Origin of the sequence: Pseudomonas sp. R38(2017) (assembly GCF_002112395.1) — a bacterium.
Classification (GTDB): domain Bacteria; phylum Pseudomonadota; class Gammaproteobacteria; order Pseudomonadales; family Pseudomonadaceae; genus Aquipseudomonas.
On the sequence record NZ_NEHN01000012.1, the window covers coordinates 103,770 to 121,221 of the forward strand.

The 17,452-nt window shown below is 61.0% G+C and carries 15 protein-coding genes; 8 read left to right on the forward strand and 7 right to left on the reverse strand.

All coding sequences use genetic code 11. The features are described from left to right. The first annotated feature begins 106 nt into the window (after nt 1-106). From hrpA to CAF87_RS25885, 4 genes are all read left to right on the forward strand, one after another. Entirely contained in the window at nt 107-4,018 is a 3,912-nt protein-coding gene (gene hrpA / locus CAF87_RS25870) for an ATP-dependent RNA helicase HrpA (RefSeq protein ID WP_085730043.1), read from the forward strand. A 212-nt stretch (nt 4,019-4,230) separates the two neighbouring features. Continuing rightward, nucleotides 4,231-5,352 carry a beta-ketoacyl-ACP synthase III gene (locus tag CAF87_RS25875; RefSeq protein ID WP_085730044.1) on the forward strand — a complete coding sequence of 374 codons (1,122 nt, stop codon included), beginning with the start codon at nt 4,231-4,233 and terminating at the stop codon, nt 5,350-5,352. Nucleotides 5,353-5,501: 149 nt separating this feature from the next. Continuing rightward, entirely contained in the window at nt 5,502-6,113 is a 612-nt protein-coding gene (locus CAF87_RS25880) for an RNA polymerase sigma factor (RefSeq protein ID WP_085730045.1), read from the forward strand. Beyond that, a complete protein-coding gene (locus CAF87_RS25885; protein WP_085730046.1) occupies nt 6,107-6,343 on the forward strand; it encodes an anti-sigma factor in 237 nt (78 codons plus the stop codon). The genes CAF87_RS25880 and CAF87_RS25885 overlap by 7 nt, the downstream gene beginning before the upstream one ends. 135 nt (nt 6,344-6,478) lie before the next feature. Here the strand turns inward: CAF87_RS25885 and CAF87_RS25890 are convergent, their stop codons facing one another. Next, nucleotides 6,479-7,810: a putative porin gene (locus CAF87_RS25890; RefSeq protein WP_085730047.1), complete on the reverse strand. Its 1,332-nt coding sequence runs from the start codon at nt 7,808-7,810 to the stop codon at nt 6,479-6,481. A gap of 280 nt (nt 7,811-8,090) precedes the next feature. Here CAF87_RS25890 and CAF87_RS25895 point away from each other — a divergent pair, with 280 nt between their 5' ends. After that, nucleotides 8,091-9,215 (forward strand): GNAT family N-acetyltransferase, encoded by a 1,125-nt coding sequence (locus tag CAF87_RS25895; protein WP_085730048.1) that lies wholly within the window; start codon nt 8,091-8,093, stop codon nt 9,213-9,215. A gap of 16 nt (nt 9,216-9,231) precedes the next feature. Here the strand turns inward: CAF87_RS25895 and aqpZ are convergent, their stop codons facing one another. The 5 genes from aqpZ to CAF87_RS25920 form a co-directional block, all read right to left on the reverse strand. Then, nucleotides 9,232-9,927, reverse strand: a complete 696-nt coding sequence (gene aqpZ / locus CAF87_RS25900; protein WP_085730049.1) for an aquaporin Z — start codon at nt 9,925-9,927, stop codon at nt 9,232-9,234. A gap of 185 nt (nt 9,928-10,112) precedes the next feature. Next, on the reverse strand, nt 10,113-11,945 hold the full coding sequence (locus CAF87_RS25905) for an ABC transporter ATP-binding protein (RefSeq protein WP_085730050.1): 1,833 nt from the start codon (nt 11,943-11,945) through the stop codon (nt 10,113-10,115). Nucleotides 11,946-12,033: 88 nt separating this feature from the next. Next, the gene (locus CAF87_RS25910) at nt 12,034-12,597 is read right to left on the reverse strand and encodes a peptidylprolyl isomerase (protein ID WP_085700647.1); all 564 of its coding nucleotides are present in this window, start codon (nt 12,595-12,597) and stop codon (nt 12,034-12,036) included. Nucleotides 12,598-12,600: 3 nt separating this feature from the next. Next, nucleotides 12,601-13,404 carry an alpha/beta fold hydrolase gene (locus CAF87_RS25915; protein WP_085730051.1) on the reverse strand — a complete coding sequence of 268 codons (804 nt, stop codon included), beginning with the start codon at nt 13,402-13,404 and terminating at the stop codon, nt 12,601-12,603. A gap of 14 nt (nt 13,405-13,418) precedes the next feature. Then, nucleotides 13,419-14,342 (reverse strand): LysR family transcriptional regulator, encoded by a 924-nt coding sequence (locus CAF87_RS25920; protein ID WP_065258273.1) that lies wholly within the window; start codon nt 14,340-14,342, stop codon nt 13,419-13,421. 49 nt (nt 14,343-14,391) lie between these two features. Here CAF87_RS25920 and CAF87_RS25925 point away from each other — a divergent pair, with 49 nt between their 5' ends. The 3 genes from CAF87_RS25925 to CAF87_RS25935 all read left to right on the forward strand — a co-directional run bounded on the left by CAF87_RS25925 (nt 14,392) and on the right by CAF87_RS25935 (nt 16,565). Then, a complete protein-coding gene (locus CAF87_RS25925; RefSeq protein ID WP_085710332.1) occupies nt 14,392-14,706 on the forward strand; it encodes a 3-phosphoglycerate kinase in 315 nt (104 codons plus the stop codon). Nucleotides 14,707-14,871: 165 nt separating this feature from the next. After that, nucleotides 14,872-15,471, forward strand: a complete 600-nt coding sequence (locus tag CAF87_RS25930) for an FMN-dependent NADH-azoreductase (RefSeq protein WP_085730052.1) — start codon at nt 14,872-14,874, stop codon at nt 15,469-15,471. Nucleotides 15,472-15,683: 212 nt separating this feature from the next. Then, nucleotides 15,684-16,565 (forward strand): carboxylate/amino acid/amine transporter, encoded by an 882-nt coding sequence (locus tag CAF87_RS25935; RefSeq protein ID WP_085730053.1) that lies wholly within the window; start codon nt 15,684-15,686, stop codon nt 16,563-16,565. On the opposite strand, the gene CAF87_RS25940 is transcribed toward CAF87_RS25935, so the two are convergent. Continuing rightward, nucleotides 16,510-17,415, reverse strand: coding sequence for a LysR family transcriptional regulator (locus tag CAF87_RS25940; RefSeq protein WP_085730054.1), 906 nt, complete (start codon nt 17,413-17,415; stop codon nt 16,510-16,512). The genes CAF87_RS25935 and CAF87_RS25940 overlap by 56 nt on opposite strands. Nucleotides 17,416-17,452 lie beyond the last annotated feature (37 nt).

Consider the following 17,452-nt stretch of genomic DNA (forward strand, 5'->3'; position numbering starts at 1 on the left):
AACGACAGGCCCCGCTTTCAACTTGCGGTTTGTAGCTTGCCGCTTGTAGCTGCTTTTCTGCGACAATCGCGTCCTTGCGCCACTAGACGACCGAATTGCGTACCCGATGACCGACGAATCGCCCTCCATCGACAAACTGCTGAAAAACCTCGATCACGCCATGCTCGCCGACCGCCACCGGCTGCGGCGGCAGTTGCTTGAGCTGCGCAAGAAACCCGACGAGGCCAAGCTGGCCCAGTGGGTGGCGCGCATGCAGGCGTCCTGCGATCAGGTGCTGGCACGCAAGGCCAGCCTGCCGGTGATCCGTTACGACGACAGCCTACCGATCGCGGCCAAGCGTGACGAAATCAAGAAGGCCCTGGAAAAGCACCAGGTGCTGATCATCGCCGGCGAAACCGGCTCGGGCAAAACCACGCAGTTGCCGAAAATCTGTCTGGAGATCGGTCGCGGCCAGCATGGCCTGATCGGCCACACCCAGCCGCGCCGAATCGCGGCGCGCAGTGTGGCCAGCCGAGTCGCCGAAGAACTCGGCACACCGCTGGGCGCGCTGGTCGGCTATCAGGTACGGTTCGAGGATCAGAGCGATGCCAACACCCTGATCAAACTGATGACCGACGGCATCCTGCTGGCGGAAACCCAGAACGATCGCTACCTCGAACGCTACGACACGATCATCGTCGACGAAGCGCACGAACGCAGTCTCAACATCGACTTCCTGCTGGGTTACCTGAAAACCCTGCTGCCGCGTCGTCCGGACCTGAAAGTCATCATCACCTCGGCGACCATCGATCTGGAGCGTTTCTCCAAGCATTTCGATGACGCGCCGATCGTAGAAGTGTCCGGCCGCACCTTCCCGGTGGAAACCTGGTATCGCCCGCTGACCCTGGAGCAGGACGAAGAGGGCAACCGCGTCGAGGACGACCTGACCGTGGATCAGGCGATCCTCGCTACCCTTGACGAAATTGCCGCTTACGAGCGCAGCGAGCGTCGCAGCCCTGGCGACGTGCTGGTGTTCCTGCCGGGCGAGCGCGAGATTCGCGACGCCGCCGACATGCTGCGCAAAGCCCAGCTCAAACACACCGAAATCCTGCCGTTGTACGCGCGCCTGTCGCCGGCCGAGCAGCAGCGGATTTTCCAGTCCCACCCGGGCCGTCGAGTGGTGCTGGCGACCAACGTCGCCGAAACCTCGCTGACCGTGCCGGGCATCCGTTACGTGATCGACAGCGGTACCGCGCGGATCAGTCGCTACAGCTACCGCGCCAAGGTCCAGCGCCTGCCGATCGAAGCGATTTCCCAGGCCAGCGCCAACCAGCGTAAAGGTCGTTGCGGCCGGGTCGAGCCGGGCATTTGCGTGCGTTTGTACAGCGAAGAGGATTTCCTCGGTCGCCCGGAATTTACCGATCCGGAAATCCTGCGTACCAACCTTGCCGCCGTGATCCTGCAGATGCTGCATCTGCGCCTCGGCGAGATCACCGCGTTCCCGTTCATCGAGCCGCCGGACGGCAAGGCGATCAGCGACGGTTTCAACCTGCTGCAAGAACTCTCGGCGGTAGATCGCAACAGTCAGTTGACCCCGCTCGGCCGCCAGTTGGCGCGCCTGCCGGTGGACCCGCGCATGGGCCGCATGCTGCTCGAAGCCGCCAAGCTCGGCAGCTTGCAGGAAGTGCTGATCGTCGCCAGTGCCATGTCGATTCAGGATCCGCGCGAGCGTCCGCCGGAGCGCCAGCAAGCCGCCGATCAGGCCCACGCGCAGTGGAAGGATGCCGATTCGGACTTCGCTGCGCTGGTCAATCTGTGGCGTGGCTTCGAAGAACAGCGCCAGGCGCTGACCGCCAATCCGCTGCGCAACTGGTGCCGCAAGAATTTCCTCAACTACCTGCGCTTGCGTGAGTGGCGTGATTCCCATCGCCAGTTGAGCCTGATCTGCCGCGACCTGCAGTTGAGCCTCAATAAAGAGCCGGCGGATTATCCGAAGCTGCACAAAGCAGTGCTGGTCGGCCTGCTCAGCCAGATCGGCCAGAAAACCGAGGACGGCGACTACCTTGGCGCCCGTCAGCGGCGGTTCTGGATTCACCCGTCGTCGGGCATCGGCAAGAAGCGCCCGCAGTGGGTGATGACCGCCGAACTGGTGGAAACCACCAAGCTCTACGCGCGGATGGTGGCGAAGATCGATGCCGACTGGATCGAGCCGCTGGCCGGGCATCTGATCAAGAAGAATCACTTCGAACCGCACTGGGAGAAGAAGCGCGGCCAGGTCGTCGCCTTCGAACAAATCACCCTGTTCGGTTTGATTGTGGTCGGTCGTCGACCCGTGCATTACGGCCCGGTGGATCCTGTAGTTTCGCGAGAGCTGTTCATCCGTGAAGGCCTGGTGCGTGGCGAGATTCAGTCCCGGGCCAAGTGCCTGACCGCCAACAAGCAATTGCTGGAACAGCTCGACGAACTGGAAGCCAAGGCCCGTCGCCGGGACATTCTGGCCGACGAGGAAACCCTCTACGCTTTCTACGATGCGCGACTGCCGGCGGAGATCCACCAGACCGCGACGTTCGACAGCTGGTATCGGGTCAACAGCCAGAAAAATCCGCAACTGCTGATCATGCGCGAGGAAGACGTGCTGGCTCGCGAAGCCAGCGAAGTCACCGCCCAGCATTACCCGGACACGCTGCACATCGGCGATCTGGAACTGGCGCTGAGTTACCACTTCGAACCGAATCATCCGCGCGACGGCGTGACCCTGCGTGTGCCGGCACCGTTGTTGCCGATGCTGCCACCGGAACGTCTGGAATGGCTGGTGCCGGGGCTGATCGAGGCCAAATGCATCGCGCTGGTGCGCAACCTGCCCAAGGCCTTGCGCAAGAACTTTGTGCCGGTGCCGGACTTTATCAAGGCTGCGCTGCAACGCATGACGTTTGCCGAAGGTTCGTTGCCGCAGGCGCTGGGCCGTGAGCTGCTGCGCATGACCGGTGCGCGGGTCAGTGATGAGGCCTGGGCGGAAGCTGAGCAACAGGTCGAAAGCCATCTGCGGATGAACCTGGAAATCGTTGACGGTCAGGGCAAGTTCCTTGGCGAAGGACGGGATCTGGCGGAGCTGACCGCACGTTTCGCCGAAGCCAGCCAAGCTGCATTGGCCGTGCCGCAGAGTGCGAAAAGCCAGCAACCGGTGGAGGCCAAAGTCTTCGCGCCGGTGGCGGAAAAGACTCAGCAGAAGATCGCCGGGCTGTCGATGACGGTGTATCCGGCGCTGGTGGAAGAGGGCGGCACGGTCAAGGAAGGGCGCTTCTCGACACCTGCCGAAGCCGAGTTCCAGCATCGCCGCGCCTTGCAGCGACTGTTGATGCAGCAACTGGCCGAACCGGCGAAGTTCCTGCGCGGCAAGTTGCCGGGCCTGACCGAACTGGGCCTGCTGTACCGCGAACTGGGCCGGGTCGAGGCGCTGGTGGAAGACATTCTGCTGGCCAGCCTCGACAGCTGCATTCTCGACGGCGAAGACCCATTGCCTCGTGATGGCGCAGGACTGGCAGCACTGGCCGAGCGCAAGCGCGGCAGTTGGACCGAGCACGCCGAGCGGGTGGCGCGTCTGACCCTGGAAATTCTCAAGCTCTGGCACGGTCTGCAAAAACGCTTCAAGGGCAAGATCGATCTGGCTCAGGCGGTAGCGCTTAACGACATCAAACTGCAGCTCAGCCATCTGGTGTATCCGGGCTTCGTCCGCGAAACGCCGATGCAGTGGCTCAAGGAGTTGCCGCGTTACCTGAAAGCCGTCGAGCAACGTTTCGAGAAACTGGGCGCGCAGGTGCAGAAGGACCGGGTCTGGAGCGGCGAACTCGCCGGCCTCTGGACGCAATACCAGACTCGCGCGGCCAAACACGCACAGGAAGGCAAACGCGATCCCCAGCTCGAGCTGTACCGCTGGTGGCTGGAAGAGTATCGGGTTTCGCTGTTCGCCCAGCAGTTGGGGACGAAAGTGCCGATCTCCGACAAGCGCCTGAACAAACAGTGGACGCAGGTCGAGGCCTGACCTCCGATCCTGCAAAAGGCGCCAAATGCCAAGGTTTATGGCAAACTTCGCGCCTATAAACGCCGGCCCCGCGGTTTTGAGCCTTGTCAGCCGCGGGCGAGGTCGGAATAAAGCGATGCCAGGTTTTTGCGTCCCCTCTATGGGAATAGACCCTTTGCGTGTTGGCACGTCGGTGCCAGCACTTTCTGCCTGAACAGATTAGAGAAACGACCATGCATAACGTCGTCATCAGCGGCACCGGCCTGTACACCCCGGCCAACAGCATCTCCAACGAAGAGCTGGTGCAGTCTTTCAATACCTACGTCGCGCAGTTCAACGCCGACAACGCTGACGCCATCGCCAGCGGTGAAGTCCAGGCCCTGACCGAATCCAGCGCCGCGTTTATCGAAAAAGCCTCGGGCATCAAGAGCCGTTTTGTCATGGACAAGGACGGCATTCTCGACCCAGCGCGCATGGCGCCACGCCTGCCTGAGCGCTCCAACGACGAATGGTCGGTGCTCTGCCAGATGGCCATCGGTGCCGCCGAACAAGCCTTGCAGCGTGCCGGCAAAACGGCTGCCGACATCGACGGTGTAATCGTTGCCTGCTCCAACCTGCAACGCGCCTACCCGGCCATCGCCATCGAAGTCCAGGAAGCGCTGGGTATCCAGGGGTTCGGTTTCGACATGAACGTTGCCTGTTCGTCGGCCACCTTCGGTATCCAGCAAGCCGCCAATACGGTGCAACTGGGCCAGGCCCGGGCGATCCTGATGGTCAACCCGGAAGTCTGCACCGGTCACCTGAACTTCCGCGACCGCGACAGCCACTTCATTTTCGGCGACGCCGCTACTGCCGTCGTCATCGAGCGTGCCGATACGGCGACGTCGAAGCACCAGTTCGACGTGGTCAGCACCAAACTGCTGACCAAGTTCTCCAACAACATCCGTAACAACTTCGGCTTCCTCAACCGCGCGGCGGAAGAGGGCATCGGTGCCCGCGACAAACTGTTCGTGCAGGAAGGCCGCAAGGTGTTCAAGGATGTCTGCCCGATGGTGGCCGAGCTGATCGGCGAGCATCTGGAAGAGAACAAGCTCAACGTCGGTGACGTGAAGCGCTTCTGGCTGCACCAGGCCAACCTGAGCATGAACCACCTGATCGTGCGCAAGCTGCTGGGCCGCGAAGCGACTGAAGAAGAAGCCCCGGTGATTCTCGACACCTACGCCAATACCAGCTCCGCCGGTTCCGTGATCGCGTTCCACAAGTATCAGGATGATCTGGCGGCCGGTTCGCTGGCGGTGCTGAGTTCGTTCGGTGCCGGTTATTCGATTGGTAGCGTGATTCTGCGCAAGCGTTGAGATTAAGGTTAATTTCCTCTTAATCGCGTTGATCTTTCCTACAGCCGGATCAGCTGCAACGCTGTAATTTTCGAAAATGACGGCAGGATGGTGCGTTGAGCGCCATCCTGCCGTTATCATTTTCGAAGTCAGGACAAGGGGATTGAGGGATGGCGGCTGACGACACTCAACTGCTGACACGTTTGTTGGCCGGTGAGCAAAAGGCTTTCAAGGAACTGGTCACGACTTACCAGAGCGCCATGCGCGCGGTGGCTTATGCGATTGTCGGCCAGCGCCACGTCGAAGAAGTGGTGCAGGACGCCTGGCTGTCGGTGGTGCGTCATATCGGCAGCTTCGAGGGCCGCTCCAGTCTCAAGACCTGGCTGCTGACCATCACCGCCAACTCGGCCAAGGGCCGTTACAAACAAAACCGTCGCGAAGTGCTGATGGATGATCTGCCGTCGCCCCACGGCACCATCGACGACGACCGATTTTCCCCCGGCGACGGCCACTGGCTGATCGCACCGTTCGCCTGGCATCAGGACACGCCCGAAGCGCTGCTGACCGAAAATGAACTGCGCGAATGCCTGGAACACACGCTGCTCAGCCTGTCAGAACTGCAGAGCAGTGTGCTGTTGCTGCGCGAGCGTCAAGGCCTGGAGCTGGAAGAGATCTGTAATCTTCTGGAGATATCGCTCTCCAATGTCCGTGTGCTGCTGCACCGGGCACGTTTGAAGGTCTTCGCGACCGTGGAACATTTTGAGGAGACAGGTGAATGTTGACCTGCAAGGAGCAAGTGGCACGATCCAGCGATTATCTCGATGGCCAGTTGAGCTTTCGCGAGAAACTGATGGTGCGTCATCACCTGATGTTCTGCCCCAATTGTCGGCGATTCATTCGCCAGATGCGTTTGATGCAGGCGACATTGCGGGTGATGCCGGAGAAACCGGATGAGGGTGTGGACGCGTTGGCCGAGCATCTGGCGGCGCAGCGGCGAAAAGACAGTCCCTGAGGCAAAAAACAACCCGGCGTAACAGCAGCGAACGGATGATGGGGATCGCTGCTGCGGCGCCGGGCTGTCGGAGAAAATCGGCTTCAAGCGAGAAGTGAGGCATTCACTGGTTGCTTGAAGCTTTTTACTGCGGTTTTAGAACTTGGCTTCGGCATCCAGTTGCAGGGTGTTGATGTCGGAGTCGGTTTTCTTGAGGCTGGCGTTGGTGTAGTCCGAGTTAGCCATGAAATACGTGGCGCCCAAGGTGAAGTTCTTGTCCAGCTCGTAGCTCACTTTCAACTTGCTGCCGCGGGAACCGGTGTAACCGTTGGCGAAGTCGGAGTCGGTGAAGGCACCCACCACCGCGTTACGCTGTACGTCGCGGTAGTTGTAATCGATGCCGAAGCCGTAAACCTTGGTCTTCACACCGGCCAGCCAGCCAGTGTCCTGATCGTTGCTGGCGTCGTTGTTGTTCACGTATTGACCGTAGATCGACAGCGGAACCGGGAGGTTGGCGATGTCCAGCTGACCGAAGCCTTCATACAGTTTGAAGGTTTCGTTCGGGCTGTTGCCGTTGACGGCCAGGGCGCATGGCGCGGTAACGGTGCCGGTGGTCGGGCAGGCGCTGTCCTTGTCGTTGTCGTAGGAGTAGATACTGCCGCCCAGGGTCAGTTTCAGGCTGTCGGTCAGTGCAAAACGACCGCCCAGCTGGCCAGCGTACAGACGCAGGTCGTGCTTGAACTGCACGCCTTCGCCGTCGACGTTGTCCTTGAGGGTGTAGTGACCGGCGCTACCGAACAGTTCGGCGCTGCCGTTCAGCGGGTACTTGTAAGTGACGGCCAGACCTTCCGGGTTGATGTCGCTGTCCCAGATGATGTCGCCCATGCTCACCCAGGGCTGGTTCATCTTGCCGGCGATCAGGTGCAGGTTCTTGACCGCGTCAGGGTGGTAGTCGACGTAACCCTGGTCGAGCCAGATCTGCTTCTTGTCGAAGTAGTTGTTCAGGTCCTGGTTGGTGGAGCGGGCGTCGTCGCTGCTGCCGGTGGCGATACGGATACCGGTATCAACCTGCGGGTTGATTTCGGTGTAGGCACCCAGACGGGCACGAATGCGCTGACGGTCCTGGTCCTTGGCGTTCGGCACGCCATCGTTCTTCACGGTTTCCTGACGGAAACGTACATCACCCTTGAACTGGGTCTTGGCAGCCCAGGCCAGCTTCTGGTCGAAGCTGCTCAGCTCATTGGTTTTCTTCGCGGTTGCCGCGATTTGCTCGTTGGTCTCTTGCTGCGCCTGCTGCGCGATTTGCCGGGCCTTCTGATCCTGGGCCAGTTCGGTTTGCAGTTCTACGTACTGCGCCTGGGTGATGGAACCGTTAGCCTTGAGCATGTCGAGCAGTTTGGCGTCGACTGCGGCACTGGCCGGAACACTCATGGCCAGCAACAGGCCACCGCACAGGGCCGCCGCAGTTTTCGTGGAAGCAAGACGCATAGCAATCTCCGAAGATGAGAGGGATGGCTGAACCATCCCGGGCACAACCGACGATTTGAACGTCGGAAAACTGTGTCCGGGTAGAACCCGGCGCTCTAAAAACAGGCGCCAGTATCGCGATGGTTTATGACAGAGCAGTGGCACGGTGATGGCAGGTTGATGACGATACAAAACTTGCGTGAACTATTGATCTAGAGCGCTGTCGCGCAATCGGACGTGGGCAAGACAGGGCCGATCAGCGATACTCGCGAGGCTTTCAGGGCCAAAAGTGGAGAGGAAAATGCCGTTGCAGCGCCTGCAAAAACTGTCGGAAATCGAACCGGCGCTCTGGGATGCACTGGTGCCGGACAACCAGCCGTTTCTGCGTCATGCCTTCCTCGGCGCGCTGGAAGACAGCGGCTGTGTCGGCCCGCACACCGGCTGGCAACCGGAGCATTTGCTGCACGTTGAAGACGGCCGTGTGGTCGCGGCGCTGCCGGGTTATCGCAAGTGGCATTCCTACGGCGAATACGTGTTCGATCACGGCTGGGCCGATGCCTGCGCCCGCGCCGGCATTGATTACTATCCCAAGTTCCTGAGCGCGGTGCCGTTTAGTCCGGTCAGTGGTCCGCGGTTGCTGGCGGCGAATGTCGAGGACGGATTCGAACTGCTCAAGAGCCTGCCGGGCTATCTGGAAATCGAAGAACTCTCCAGCGCCCACATCAACTTCACCGACACGTTCACCGACGCTGCCATGGCCGAACAACCGGGCTGGCTGCAACGCATCGGCTGTCAGTACCACTGGCAGAATCGCGGTTATCGCGATTTCCAGGACTTTCTCGACGTGCTCAGCTCACGCAAGCGCAAGCAGATGCGCAAGGAACGCGAGCAAGTGGCGGGGCAGGGCTTCGAATTCGAATGGCTGGAAGGACGAGAGCTGGATGAGGTGCAGTGGGATTTTGTCTACGCCTGCTACGCCAACACTTATGCAGTGCGCCGTCAGGCGCCGTATCTGACGCGGGAGTTCTTCAGTCTATTGGCCGAGCGCATGCCGGAATCGATTCGTGTCGTGTTGGCCAAACAGGGCGCAAGACCTGTGGCGATGGCGTTCAGTCTGGTGGGGGGCGACAGTTTTTACGGGCGTTACTGGGGCTGCCTGGCCGAGTACGACCGACTGCATTTCGAAACCTGTTTCTATCAGGGCATGGACTACGCGATTGCCCGGGGTTACCAGCGTTTCGACGCTGGCGCCCAGGGCGAACACAAGTTGATTCGCGGTTTCGAACCGGTGATCACCCATTCCTGGCATTACCTGCGCCATCCCGGCCTGAAAGCCGCCGTGAAGGATTTCCTCCAGCAGGAGCGCGCCGGTGTGCTGGCTTACGCAGAAGAAGCGAGGAGCGCCTTGCCATATCGGCAAGCCTGATCCTCGCCCACTCTCCTCAGGTGTCTTCCTTGCCCAGCCAGCGATAGACCACACCGCCCACCACCGCGCCCAACAGTGGCGCAACCCAGAACATCCACAACTGCGCGATGGCCCAGCCGCCGACCATCAGCGCCGGGCCCGTACTGCGGGCCGGGTTGACCGAGGTGTTGGTCACCGGAATCGAGATCAGGTGGATCAGCGTCAGGGCCAGGCCGATGGCGATCGGTGCCAGCCCCGCAGGGGCGCGTTTGTCGGTGGCGCCGAGGATGATCACCACGAACATCGCGGTCATCACCAGTTCTGTGATGAAGCCTGCGGCCATCGAGTATTTGCCCGGCGAGTGCTCACCATAACCGTTTGAAGCAAGACCGGCGGCGATGTCGAAACCCTCCTTGCCGCTGGCGATGTGATACAGCAGCGCCGCCGCCAGGATCCCGCCGATCACCTGGGCGATGATGTAGGCGGGGAGTTCTTTGGCCGGGAACCGACCACCGACGACCAGACCGACCGACACGGCCGGGTTGAGGTGACACCCGCTGATGTGGCCGATGGCAAACGCCATGGTCAGCACCGTCAGGCCAAACGCCAGGGCCACCCCCAGCACGCCGATACCCACTGGTGAGGACGCGGCGATCACCGCACTGCCGCAACCACCCAGCACCAACCAGAACGTACCCAACAACTCCGTGGCTGAACGTTTTAACAGAGACATGAGAGTGTCCTTGATAGACGCGCTATCGAGACTGTATCGAATTGTGCTTCCTTGCAATTACGACAGGTTCATCTCCAGAGCCTTCGCTGAGTACAGCAGGATTTGTGGGGATTTCCAGCAGGCGATAAAAAACCGCCAGAGCCCATGGAACAAGGGCTCTGGCGGTTTCTGTGTTTCGCGAAAGGTCAGTCGATGCCGACAAACCCTCCGGTCTGGTGTGCCCACAACCGCGCATACAACCCGCCATGGGCCAGCAGTTCGGCATGGTTGCCGCTTTCGGCGATTTTGCCGTTCTCCAGCACCACCAGCCGATCCATACGGGCAATGGTCGAGAGGCGGTGGGCAATGGCGATCACGGTCTTGCCCTGCATCAGGGTTTCCAGGCTTTCCTGGATCGCCGCTTCAACTTCCGAGTCCAGCGCCGAGGTCGCTTCGTCCATGATCAGGATCGGCGCGTCCTTGAGCAGCACCCGGGCAATCGCGATCCGTTGGCGCTGGCCGCCGGACAGTTTCACTCCGCGTTCACCAACATGCGCGTCGAAACCGGTGCGACCTTCGGCATCCGACAGCAGCGGGATGAACTCGTCGGCGCGGGCCTTGCGCACCGCTTCCCAGAGTTCGGCATCGGTGGCGTCAGGTTTGCCGTACAGCAAATTGTCGCGGATCGAGCGGTGCAGCAGCGATGTGTCCTGGGTGATCATGCCGATTCGTGCGCGCAGGCTTTCCTGGCCGACTTCGGCGATGTTCTGGCCATCGATCAGGATCCGCCCGCCCTCGACGTCGTACAGGCGCAGCAGCAGGTTGACCAGGGTCGATTTGCCGGCGCCGGACGGGCCGATCAGGCCGATTTTCTCGCCGGGTTTGATGGTCAGGTTGAGGTCGCCGATGATGCCTTTCTTCTTGCCGTAGTGAAAATCCACGTGCTCGAAACGCACTTCGCCGCGGGCCACGGCCAGCGGTTTGGCCTGTTCCTGGTCGGTGACGCTGACCGGTTGCGAGATGGTCTGCAGGCCGTCCTGGACCATGCCGATGTTCTCGAAGATGCCGGTCACCACCCACATGATCCAGCCGGACATGTTGACGATGCGGATCACCAGGCCGGTCGCCAGGGCGATGGCGCCGACGCTGATCAGCGATTGCGTCCACAGCCACAGGGCCAGGCCCGTAGTGCCGACGATCAGCAGACCGTTCATGGTGGTGATGGCCACGTCCATGCTGGTGACCACGCGGCCGGCCAGTTGGGCTTTTTCGGTCTGCTCCTGAATCGCCTCGCGGGCGTAGTGCTGTTCGAAGTTGGTGTGGGCGAACAACTTCAGGGTGGCGATGTTGGTGTAGCCGTCAACGATGCGCCCCATCAGTTTCGAGCGCGCGTCGGAAGCGGCGACGGAGCGGTCCTTGACCCGTGGCACGAAGTAATAGAGTGCGCCGATATAGGCGGCAATCCACGTCAGCAGCGGGATCATCAGGCGCCAGTCGGCTTCGGCGAACAGCACCAGCGAGCTGATCGCATAGATCAGCACATGCCACAACGCATCCACTGCCTGCACCGCGGAATCACGCAGCGAGTTGCCGGTTTGCATGATGCGCTGGGCGATGCGCCCGGCGAAGTCGTTCTGGAAGAAATTCAGGCTCTGCTTGAGCACGTAACTGTGGTTCTGCCAGCGGATGAGGCTGGTCATGCTCGGGCTCAGGGTCTGGTGCACCAGCATGTCGTGCAGGGCCAGGAACAGCGGTCTCAGGAGCAGGGCCACCACGGCCATCCACGCCAGTTCGGCACCATGCACTTTGAAGAAGTCGACGTTTGGTGTGCCTTGGGCAAGGTCGATGATGCGGCTGAGGTAGCTGAAGAGCGCCACTTCGATCAGGGCACCGAACAGACCGACGATCAGCAGGGCGGCGAAACTCGGCCAGACCTGCTTCAGGTAATAGGTATAGAAGGGCAGAACACGATCCGGCGGGGATGCCGTAGGAGCATCACGGAATATGTCGATCAGTTGTTCGAAACGGCGATAGAGCATCAGATAACCGCCCGGAGTACGGGCTCTCCTTTTATCAGTGTGAGCGGCGCGGGGTTAAACCGCGGCCGCTCGATACGCCCTGTAAAGCTTAGTCGATGCGCTTGGCCGACTTGATGATCACAGGGTCGACAGGCACGTTTTGCATGCCCTGTTTGGTGGTGGTCTGGGAGTTGACGATGATGTCGACCACATCCATGCCCTTGACCACTTTGGCGAACACCGCGTAACCGGCGTCGCGGCCCGGATCGAGGAACGCGTTGTCGGCGACGTTGATGAAGAACTGGCTGGTGGCCGAGTTCGGATCGGAAGTGCGGGCCATCGACAGGGTGCCGCGAACGTTGTGCAGACCGTTGCTGGCTTCGTTCTTGATCGGTGCCTTGGTTTCTTTCTGTTGCATCTGCTGGGTGAAGCCGCCGCCCTGGGCCATGAAGCCCGGGATCACACGGTGGAAAATGGTGTTGGTGTAGAAACCGCTGTCGACGTAATCGAGGAAGTTCTTGGTACTGATCGGCGCCTTGACCGGGTCCAGCTCGATTTCGATGGTGCCGTTGGTGGTCACCAGTTCGACGTGAGGCGCCTTGGCCGGCGTGGCAGCCATCAGGTTGGCGGCGAACAGCACGGTGCCGGCGGCGAGGGCGAGTTTTTTCAGCATGGTTCAGTGATCCTGAGGGTGATTATCGGCTGTGGCAAGAAACGCCAGCAGCGTTTGATTGAAGCGTTCGGGCTGATCGAGCGGGGTGGCGTGGCGCGAATCGGCGATCACCACCAGCCGCGCATCGGGCAGCAGTCTGACATAGGTTTCTTTCAGCGAAACGGGGGTGTAGTCCCGGTCGGCGCTGACGACGAGCGTTGGACAGGAGATCCTCGAAAGTCGTTCCTGGACCCCCCAGCCAACAATCGCATCGAAGCTGGCGAGATAAGCACGTTTGTCGTTTTTTGCCCAGCGCTCGGCCATTTTCTGTCGCAAATCTGCCTGCTCCGGTTTGGGGAACAGTTTGGCGCCCAGGGCCTTGCCAATGGTGGCCAGGCTCAGCAGGCGCATCAGGCTCCAGCGCTTGAACCACTGCCAATAGTCGTCGCGGCTGCGCACTTTGACCTCGGGTGCGCTGTTGACGATGGTCAGGCTCTTGAGCATCTGCGGCTGATCGACGGCGAACTGGAAGCCGATCATGCCGCCCATGGACAGGCCGGCGTAGTGCACCGGACCAAGCTTCAGGTGCTCGATCAGCGCGACGATGTCAGCGCTGAAGCCAGCGATGCTGTAATACTCGCGGGGCTTGTCGGAGCGGCCGTGGCCGCGCACATCCGGGACGATTACCCGATAGTGCGCGGCCAGTGCCGGAATCTGCATTTCCCAGTCCAGCGTGCTGGAGCCGAGCCCATGAACCAGCAGCAACGGATCACCGTGGCCATATTCCTCGTAGTGCAGGTTGCAACCTTCATGCTCGAAATACGCCATCGGTGAACTCCGTGTCAGGCTTGTTCGGGGGCGGCGAACGGCGCGTCCAGCGGCAAGGTGTCGAAGGTGCGCAACAGTTCGACGAGGATCTGCGAGGCCGGGCCCAGCGGTTTGTCCTTATTCGAATACAGATAGAAACTCGGATTGCGGCTGCCGCCCTGATCCAACGGTAGCAGCTTGAGCAGGCCTTCCTTCAATTCCCGTTCGATCATGTGCCGTGGCAGCCAGGCAAAACCCAGGCCGCTGGAAACGAAATTGGCGGCGGTGGCAAGGCTGCCGACGGTCCAGCGCTGTTCGGCGCCGAGCCAGCCGACGTCCCGCGGCTGCTGGCGACCGGAGTCGCGGATGACCACTTGCATCTGGGTTTCCAGGTCCTGGAAATTCAGTTCGCGGTTCAGTCGATGCAGGGCGTGTTCGGGGTGGGCGACGGCAACGAATTCCACGTCGCTCAACTCCGCGCCCAGGTAGCCGGGAATGCTCAGGCCGGTGATGGCCAGGTCGGCCACGCCTTCGAGCAAGACCTCTTCGACACCCGACAGCACTTCTTCGCGCAGGCGCACGCGACAGCCGCGGCTCTGCGGCATGAAGGCCGTCAGGGCGCGAACCAGGCGGGCAGTGGGGTACGCGGCGTCCACCACCAGCCGCACTTCGGCTTCCCAGCCCTGTTCCATATGATGGGCCAGGTCTTCCAGTTGGCTGGCCTGTTTCACCAGTTGTCGAGAGCGACGTAACAATACGCCGCCGGCTTCGGTGAGCACGGCTTTTCGGCCGTCGATACGCAACAACGGCACGCCGAGCTGATCCTGCATGCGGGCGACGGTGTAACTCACCGACGATTGCGAGCGGTGCAAGGCCTCGGCAGCCTGGGCGAATCCGCCGTGGTCGACCACCGCCTGCAACGTTCGCCATTGATCAAGGGTCACGCGGGGCGCTTTCATCGATAGCTCCTCTTGTCCTAAGCTGGCTGTCCCTCATGGAGACTGCCGAATGAAAAAATTCTGTTGTGTGGTGCTGGCGTTGCTGCCGCTGACCGCGTTTGCGTATCCGATCGATGTGCAGAAGAATCTCAATGGCTTGAAGATCGACTACGAGTCCTTCGATACCGATAAAGACATCGGCTCCATCCGGGTCGCCAACTACGGCGAGGTCGACGCGGTCTGCAAAGTCGTGTTCAGCAATGGCCCGGAGGCGCCGCGCACCCGCAATATCGAAGTGCCGGCCGGCAAACATACAAACGCCACCGCCAAGTTCTCCCGCGAGATCATCAAGCTGCGCGTCGAACTGAGCTGCAACCCGAAATAACACCCGCCTCTTTGTGGGAGCCAGTGTGCTCCCACAAGGTGTGCGTCAGCTTATAAACGAATTTATCGATGCTTTATAGCAGTTATTTGCGCTTTTTCATCGATACGACTCTGTTTAACCTTCATTCCATCGACTTACAACATTCTCGGATGGAGGCTACACAACATGTCCCGCGTTCTGATCATCGAAAGCAGCGCCCGCCAGCAAGACTCGGTATCCCGTCAACTGACCCAGACCTTCATCAGTCAGTGGAAAGCTGCACACCCGGCCGATCAGATCACCGTACGTGACCTCGCCGTGAACCCGGTGCCTCACCTGGACAGCAACCTGCTGGGCGGCTGGATGAAATCCGCCGAGCAGCGCAATGCCAACGAACAATCCTCGCTGGATCGCTCCAACGAGCTGACCGATGAATTGCTGGCCGCCGACGTGCTGGTGATGGCCGCGCCGATGTACAACTTCGCGATTCCAAGCACCCTGAAAGCCTGGCTTGACCACGTGCTGCGTGCCGGCGTGACCTTCAAGTACACCGAAACCGGCCCGCAAGGCCTGCTCAGCGGCAAGCGTGCCTACGTGCTGACCGCTCGCGGCGGCATCTACGCCGGCGGCCCGGCGGATCACCAGGAACCGTACCTGCGTCAGGTGATGGGTTTCATCGGTATCCACGACGTGACCTTCATCCACGCCGAAGGCATGAATCTGGGCGGCGACTTCCAGGAGAAAGGCCTCAACCAGGCCAACGCCAAACTGTCCCAGGTCGCTTGATATGTTAATCGCCAGATAATCGCCGATTGTTCTAGTGACCTGGCGCAACCCCTTCAAGGCTCTACGCGCATCGAACCTCCCTTTGCACTTGTTGCTCCTGAGTGCTGTAGCCCGATTGAACGCTTTAGCGAGATCGGGCTTTTTTTTGCCCGGGATTTAGCGATGGCCGGCAAAAACCGCTATCGTCGCCGCCATTCGAAATCGAGGCGACCATGGGCTATCTACTTATTGTCACGCTGATCCAGGCGTTTTCCTTCAGTCTGATCGGCGAATACCTGGCCGGGCATGTCGACAGTTACTTCGCGGTGCTGGTGCGCGTGGTGCTGGCCGGGCTGGTGTTCATTCCGCTGACGCGCTGGCGTTCGGTGGAACCGGCGTTCATGCGCGGCATGCTGCTGATCGGTGCGTTGCAGTTCGGCGTGACCTACGTCTGCCTGTATTTGAGCTTCCGCGTGCTGACGGTGCCGGAAGTGCTGCTGTTCACCATCCTCACGCCGCTGCATGTGACCCTGATCGAAGATGCGCTCAACCGCCGCTTCAACCCGTGGGCACTGATTGCGGCGCTGGTGGCAGTGGCGGGCGCGGCGGTGATCCGCTACGACCGGATCAACCCGGACTTCTTCATGGGTTTCCTGTTGCTGCAACTGGCCAACTTCACCTACGCCGCCGGGCAGGTGCTGTACAAGCATCTGGTGGCGAAGCACCCGAGCGATCTGCCGCACTACCGGCGCTTCGGTTTCTTCTACCTCGGCGCACTCGCGGTGGCGTTGCCGGCGTTCCTGCTGTTCGGCAAATCCAACTTCCTGCCCGAAGCGCCGCTGCAATGGGGTGTGCTGGTGTTCCTGGGTCTGGTCTCGACCGCACTCGGTCTGTACTGGTGGAACAAGGGGGCGTGCCTGGTCAACGGCGGCACCCTGGCGGTGATGAACAACCTGCACGTGCCAGTGGGGCTGCTGCTGAACCTGCTGATCTGGAATCAGCATGAGGAACTGGGGCGGTTGTTCCTCGGTGGCAGCGTGATTCTGGCGGCGGTGTGGATCAGCCGGTTGGGGATTCGCAAGCCGGCGCCAGTTGTCCCACCAGAAACTCGATAAACGCGCGCGTCTTCTGCGGCACCCGCCGCGCTGACGAATACACGGCGTTGATGGTGATCGCCGGTGCCTGCCATTCGCACAGCACCGGTACCAGTCGCCCGGCCGCCAGCGCTTCTTCGACGATGAAGTCCGGCAGCAGCGCGATGCCCATGCCGGCCTCGGCCGCTTGCGCCAGCAAGTCGCCATTGTTGGCGTGCAACGGGCCAGTGACGTTGACTCGTTGCGTCTCCTTGCCGTTGCACAGTTGCAGGCTGACGCCGCTTTGCAGATAGCCGTAGTTCAAACACTGATGTGAGCGCAGATCCTGTGGGGTCTGCGGCGTGCCCGCACGTTCGAGATAAGCGGGGGAGGCGACCATGATTCGCGGCGCGGGCGCCAGTTGCCGGGCGATCATGGTCGAGTCCGGCAGGCTGGCGATACGGATGGTCACGTCGAACCCGCCGCGCACCGGATCGACCTGCTGGTCGCTGAGCACCAGTTGCAGCTCGATGTTCGGATGCTGTTCGTAGAACAGCGGAATCAGCTTGCCCAGTCGCCGCAGGCCGAACGACATCGGTGCGTTCACCCGCAACACCCCGCGCAATTCGCCAACCCCGTCCCGGGCTCGCTGTTCGGCCTCGTCCAATGCAGCAATCACTTCCCGCGCTGCTTCGAAATATTCGGCACCGGCCTCGGTCAGGTGCAGGCTGCGGGTGGTGCGTTGCAGCAATTGCACGCCGATGGCTTCTTCCAGCGCCTGAATCTGTTTGCTGACTTTCGAGCGGGGCACGTCCATGGCCCGGGCGGCGGCCGCGAAGCCGTTCTCGCCGACCGTCACCACGAAGGCGCGCATGCATTCGATGCGATCCATGATTGTCCCTGTTTTAGAATCAATGATTCTCGATTTT

Bases quoted from the DNA above. Each gene is read 5' to 3' on its own strand.
- hrpA (WP_085730043.1), top strand. From the start codon at position 107: ATGACCGACGAATCGCCCTCCATCGACAAACTGCTGAAAAACCTCGAT.
- CAF87_RS25875 (WP_085730044.1), top strand. From the start codon at position 4,231: ATGCATAACGTCGTCATCAGCGGCACCGGCCTGTACACCCCGGCCAAC.
- CAF87_RS25880 (WP_085730045.1), top strand. From the start codon at position 5,502: ATGGCGGCTGACGACACTCAACTGCTGACACGTTTGTTGGCCGGTGAG.
- CAF87_RS25885 (WP_085730046.1), top strand. From the start codon at position 6,107: ATGTTGACCTGCAAGGAGCAAGTGGCACGATCCAGCGATTATCTCGAT.
- CAF87_RS25890 (WP_085730047.1), bottom strand. From the start codon at position 7,810: ATGCGTCTTGCTTCCACGAAAACTGCGGCGGCCCTGTGCGGTGGCCTG.
- CAF87_RS25895 (WP_085730048.1), top strand. From the start codon at position 8,091: ATGCCGTTGCAGCGCCTGCAAAAACTGTCGGAAATCGAACCGGCGCTC.
- aqpZ (WP_085730049.1), bottom strand. From the start codon at position 9,927: ATGTCTCTGTTAAAACGTTCAGCCACGGAGTTGTTGGGTACGTTCTGG.
- CAF87_RS25905 (WP_085730050.1), bottom strand. From the start codon at position 11,945: ATGCTCTATCGCCGTTTCGAACAACTGATCGACATATTCCGTGATGCT.
- CAF87_RS25910 (WP_085700647.1), bottom strand. From the start codon at position 12,597: ATGCTGAAAAAACTCGCCCTCGCCGCCGGCACCGTGCTGTTCGCCGCC.
- CAF87_RS25915 (WP_085730051.1), bottom strand. From the start codon at position 13,404: ATGGCGTATTTCGAGCATGAAGGTTGCAACCTGCACTACGAGGAATAT.
- CAF87_RS25920 (WP_065258273.1), bottom strand. From the start codon at position 14,342: ATGAAAGCGCCCCGCGTGACCCTTGATCAATGGCGAACGTTGCAGGCG.
- CAF87_RS25925 (WP_085710332.1), top strand. From the start codon at position 14,392: ATGAAAAAATTCTGTTGTGTGGTGCTGGCGTTGCTGCCGCTGACCGCG.
- CAF87_RS25930 (WP_085730052.1), top strand. From the start codon at position 14,872: ATGTCCCGCGTTCTGATCATCGAAAGCAGCGCCCGCCAGCAAGACTCG.
- CAF87_RS25935 (WP_085730053.1), top strand. From the start codon at position 15,684: ATGGGCTATCTACTTATTGTCACGCTGATCCAGGCGTTTTCCTTCAGT.
- CAF87_RS25940 (WP_085730054.1), bottom strand. From the start codon at position 17,415: ATGGATCGCATCGAATGCATGCGCGCCTTCGTGGTGACGGTCGGCGAG.